Genomic DNA, 4,253 nt, shown 5'->3' on the forward strand with positions numbered 1-4,253 from the left:
TGGAACACAGCCAGATTTTTGTTGATTTTGAAAAAAATAAAAAGAAAAGAAGTTTTAAAAGAAAAATGGTGCTGGGCATAACACCCAACACCAAGTTTGTCTACAGTCTGGCGGCAGAAAGAAGTTCTGCCGTATCTTTTTGTGTACCGACAGCATGCGTTCACACTTTAGACACAATTTGCAAACAAAACTCAAACAAATCTGGTTTATAATAATAGAAACTTTATACAAGGAAATTTCATAGATGAAAACCCAAAAAGAAACAGAGAAGAAAAAAATAAGCAAGTATATTCCTTCATTACGTTTACGATACCGGATTTTTTTGTATTTTGTGACGATAGTCTGTATTGCACTTGCTTTGGTAAATGTGGTGTTTGCGAGTTTTCCCAATTTGGCAGGCATACTGTTTTATGTATTGGCAGCCGTTACAGTTACTGCAAGCTGCTATTATATTATGATTCATATCAGGCAGGATATCCGGGAGACTATAAAACCGGCAATTGCAGCAAATCCGTATACAAATAAAGTGACAACCGATTATAGGTGGAGAACCATTCTCTTTGCTGTCCCCGGTATGGTGAGTAATATGATCTTTGCGGCATTCAATGGTGTAATCGGGATTACCAGCCATTCGGCGTGGTTTGGCACATTGTCGGCATATTATATTCTGTTAAGTATTATGCGGGCTGGAATTGTCAGGCACGAAAGAGAGATTGCTGCCCTTAAAGAAAAACAGGAGCATATGCGGCGGGAACTTTCTGTTTACCGCAAGAACAGTGTGCTATTTCTGTTTATGGCGGTCGTATTGGCAGGAGCGGTTATCCTGCTTTTGAATGCCCAGGGCGGTAAGGATTATCCCGGGCTTACGATATATGCAGTGGCGACATATACTTTTTATAAGATTATCATGTCCACGGTACAGGTGATTAAGGTAGGAAAAAGAAAATCACCGCTTCTTTCAATAGCAAGAAAAATTGGATATATTGATGCCTGTGTTTCCATCCTGACACTCCAGACGGCAATGTTTGCATCTTTTGCCGAGGGGGAGGAAGCGTTGATAAAGCTGATGAATGGGATCACCGGGACTGTTGTGTGCCTGATAGTTTTGGGCTTAGGAATACAGGGGATTTGTTTCTCAAAAAAGAAGAGTGATTTGTAAAAGGAGGGAATCGACATGATTCATATACTTGTGGTAGAAGATGATGTTAAACTAAACCAGATTGTCTGCACCTATTTAAATGACAGCGGATTTCAGGCAAAAGGGTGCTTGTCTGCAAATGAGGCGTATGAGGAAATGTACAACAATCTATACGAACTGATTATTTCAGATATCATGATGCCGGAGATCGACGGATTTGAATTTGCGCAGACAGTCAGGGAGGTAAATAAAACCATTCCCATTTTATTTATGTCAGCAAAGGATGATCTTCCGTCCAAACAAAAGGGATTTCAACTGGGGATTGACGATTACATGGTAAAACCGATTGAACTGGATGAACTGCTTCTGCATGTCAGGGCACTGCTCCGCAGAGCAAATATAGAAATGGAGCGGAAGATTACGATAGGCAATCTGGAACTGGATGCGGACGGAATGAGCGCAACGTTGGGCGGGGAAGAGATCAGCCTTACCACCAGAGAATTTAATATTATTTATAAGCTGTTATCCTATCCGAAAAAGACATTTTCCAGAGCGCAGTTAATGGATGAATTCTGGGGCGTGGACAGTGAAACCAGCCTACGGGCAGTTGATGTCTATGTGACAAAGCTCAGGGATAAGCTGTCGGCGTGCGATGGATTTAAAATTGTAACCGTAAGAGGCCTCGGATATAAGGTGGTACTGACATGAGAAAAGAAAGAGATAAAGATTATGGATCGGTAAAGGAGAACAGATTTCCTCCCTCCTTATTTGTGATTTTTCTTGTGATACTTCTTTTGATGTCCGGCGTCCATACAGGATTGGTTGTACTGATGAACCGCATGGAGTGGAATGCGGTGATTCAGAGTATTATTCCCGTGGTTTACTGGGGGATGGTTGCGGTGGTACTCACTATGTTTACCAGAAGAAAAATCCGTGCTGCATATGAAGAACCTATGCATAAACTGGCAGAAGCGACCAGCCGTGTGTCAAACGGAGACTTTTCCGTGTATGTCCCTGCGCTCCATACACAGGATAAATGGGACTATTTGGATGTCATGATCATGGATTTTAATAAGATGGTGGAAGAACTGGGGAGCATTGAAACACTGAAAACTGATTTTGTGTCAAATGTATCCCATGAAATGAAGACCCCTATTGCCATTATCAAGAATTATGCAGAACTGTTGAAAACAGAACAGCTCACAGAGGAACAGAGGAAAGAATATGCGGAAGGCATTGAAGGGGCGGCAATGAGGCTTTCCAATCTGATCAGTAATATTCTGAAACTGAATAAGCTGGAAAATCAGAGGATAACTCCGGAAGTAGAGGTTTATGATGTGAGCAGACAGTTATGTGAATGTATCCTCCATTTTGAGGAGGCCTGGGATGAAAAGAAAATAGAACTGGAGACAGAGCTAGAGGATGTGGCGATGGTGCAAGCTGATGAGAGCCTTCTGGAGATTGTATGGAATAATCTTTTGTCCAATGCCATCAAATTTACGGAGCCGGGAGGGACGGTCATAGTGAAACAGATATCGGAGGAAGGTTTTGTAAAAATATCAGTTTCAGACACGGGATGCGGTATGGACAGTGATGTGATGAATCATATATTTGATAAGTTTTATCAGGGAGATACCTCTCATTCGAAAGAAGGGAATGGATTGGGGCTGGCATTAGTAAGCCGGGTGCTGGAGCTGCTGGATGGCGATATTCAGGTTTTAAGTGAAGAAGGAAGAGGGAGTACGTTCCTTGTGACACTGCCTGCAACAGGTGTATCTGTAAATGAGGATGGAGGAAGCCGGTAATGGAAGATACCAGAACAAAGAAAAAAGAATATGTAGGATATGAGTATAAAGATGTGATTACGGATAAGAGCAGAGTATCTTTTCTGCTGGATGGATATGAGAATTTTGGCTGGGAATTAGATGGGAATATTATAGAGGCTTTCGGGGAAAACAGAAATCCTGTAAAACAGAATAAGGTCGTTCTTCGGATCAAACGGAACCGAAAGATTATCAATAAAATGGAGCTTACAAGGCTTCAGCGGAATTTTGAAAGCTGTGTCAGAGAGATTGATACGCTGGAAAAATCCAAAAACTCCGCAGCGACGATATATGCGCTTATTATTGCAGTTGTGGGAACTGCATTTATGGCGGGAGCAACCTTTGCGGTGACAGCACAGCCGCCACAGGTAATCTTGTGTATCTTACTTGCCATACCGGGATTTATCGGGTGGATACTTCCTTATTTTGTGTATAAGAAGGTGCTGGGGAAGCAGATAGAAAAAGTAACACCGCTGATAGAAGAAAAATATGATGAGATTTATGAGATATGCAAAAAAGGAAACAGGATATTATCCTGAATAAAACTCCAAAAGAGTGGATGCTATATAGAAAAAGCTGTCAGGCAATATCGTGCTGACAGCTTTTTAAATTAATTTTTTTCAAACAGTTTTGAAACAAAAATCAAAAATACAAGTGTTAGGATAATGCCATCATAAAGAACAAGGAGGATAAACCAATGGTAAAAGCAGTTATTGCGATTGCAGTAGTAATCATCGCAGGTGTTGTTATCGTTAAGAAGTGTGACAAATAACAGATGATTGTAATTGAAAGAAAAGAGAATACAAAATGCAGTATGAAGTAAAAACATGCAATATAGTTGAAAAGTGGTCATGTATAGTAAACTGAGAAGGTAAGAAGTTCAAAATAATATTTTGTAAACAGTATATAAGCAAAAAGTAAATAATCATGGGGTAATATTGTATCGGTTGTTATGGAAAGGAAGTTGCATTAATGGAAAATATATCTATGAAGACAGTTACAATATTACTTACAAAATACTCTGACTTTGTTGGGAGATTCATCTGTAAAATCAGCAAAAACAAATATTCACATGCTTCTATATCAATAGATGAAGAGGAGGAAATATTTTACAGTTTTAATATAAAGGGATTTGCTATTGAAAAGCCTAAAAAGAGAATGCCTAAAAAAAGATTACCAGGTTAAACTGTATCCCTTGTCAAGGACATTTTGAATTAGTGTAGTGCCTATTTTTTAGACACCTACACAAAAGTGATATCCCTGATTTTGGACATTCCTTTGTTTGGTTATCC

6 protein-coding genes are annotated in these 4,253 nt (G+C 39.8%); all 6 read left to right on the top strand.

The window, feature by feature from the left end; genetic code table 11:
• Positions 1–212 (top strand): hypothetical protein (locus ACTQ50_RS19080; protein ID WP_441485477.1); only part of this gene is annotated, 212 nt, incomplete at its 5' end.
• 32 nt (positions 213–244) lie between these two features.
• Complete coding sequence (locus tag ACTQ50_RS19085; RefSeq protein WP_441485478.1) at positions 245–1,159, top strand: hypothetical protein; 915 nt, start codon at positions 245–247, stop codon at positions 1,157–1,159.
• A 15-nt stretch (positions 1,160–1,174) separates the two neighbouring features.
• Complete coding sequence (locus tag ACTQ50_RS19090) at positions 1,175–1,846, top strand: response regulator transcription factor (RefSeq protein WP_441485479.1); 672 nt, start codon at positions 1,175–1,177, stop codon at positions 1,844–1,846.
• Positions 1,843–2,943, top strand: a complete 1,101-nt coding sequence (locus tag ACTQ50_RS19095) for a HAMP domain-containing sensor histidine kinase (RefSeq protein WP_441485480.1) — start codon at positions 1,843–1,845, stop codon at positions 2,941–2,943. The genes ACTQ50_RS19090 and ACTQ50_RS19095 overlap by 4 nt, the downstream gene beginning before the upstream one ends.
• Positions 2,943–3,500 (top strand): hypothetical protein, encoded by a 558-nt coding sequence (locus tag ACTQ50_RS19100; protein ID WP_441485481.1) that lies wholly within the window; start codon positions 2,943–2,945, stop codon positions 3,498–3,500. The genes ACTQ50_RS19095 and ACTQ50_RS19100 overlap by 1 nt, the downstream gene beginning before the upstream one ends.
• 433 nt (positions 3,501–3,933) lie before the next feature.
• Complete coding sequence (locus ACTQ50_RS19105) at positions 3,934–4,146, top strand: hypothetical protein (RefSeq protein WP_441485482.1); 213 nt, start codon at positions 3,934–3,936, stop codon at positions 4,144–4,146.
• Positions 4,147–4,253 lie beyond the last annotated feature (107 nt).

Source organism: Blautia sp. Sow4_E7, assembly GCF_052116245.1.
In the GTDB taxonomy this organism is placed as follows: Bacteria; Bacillota; Clostridia; order Lachnospirales; family Lachnospiraceae; genus Blautia_A.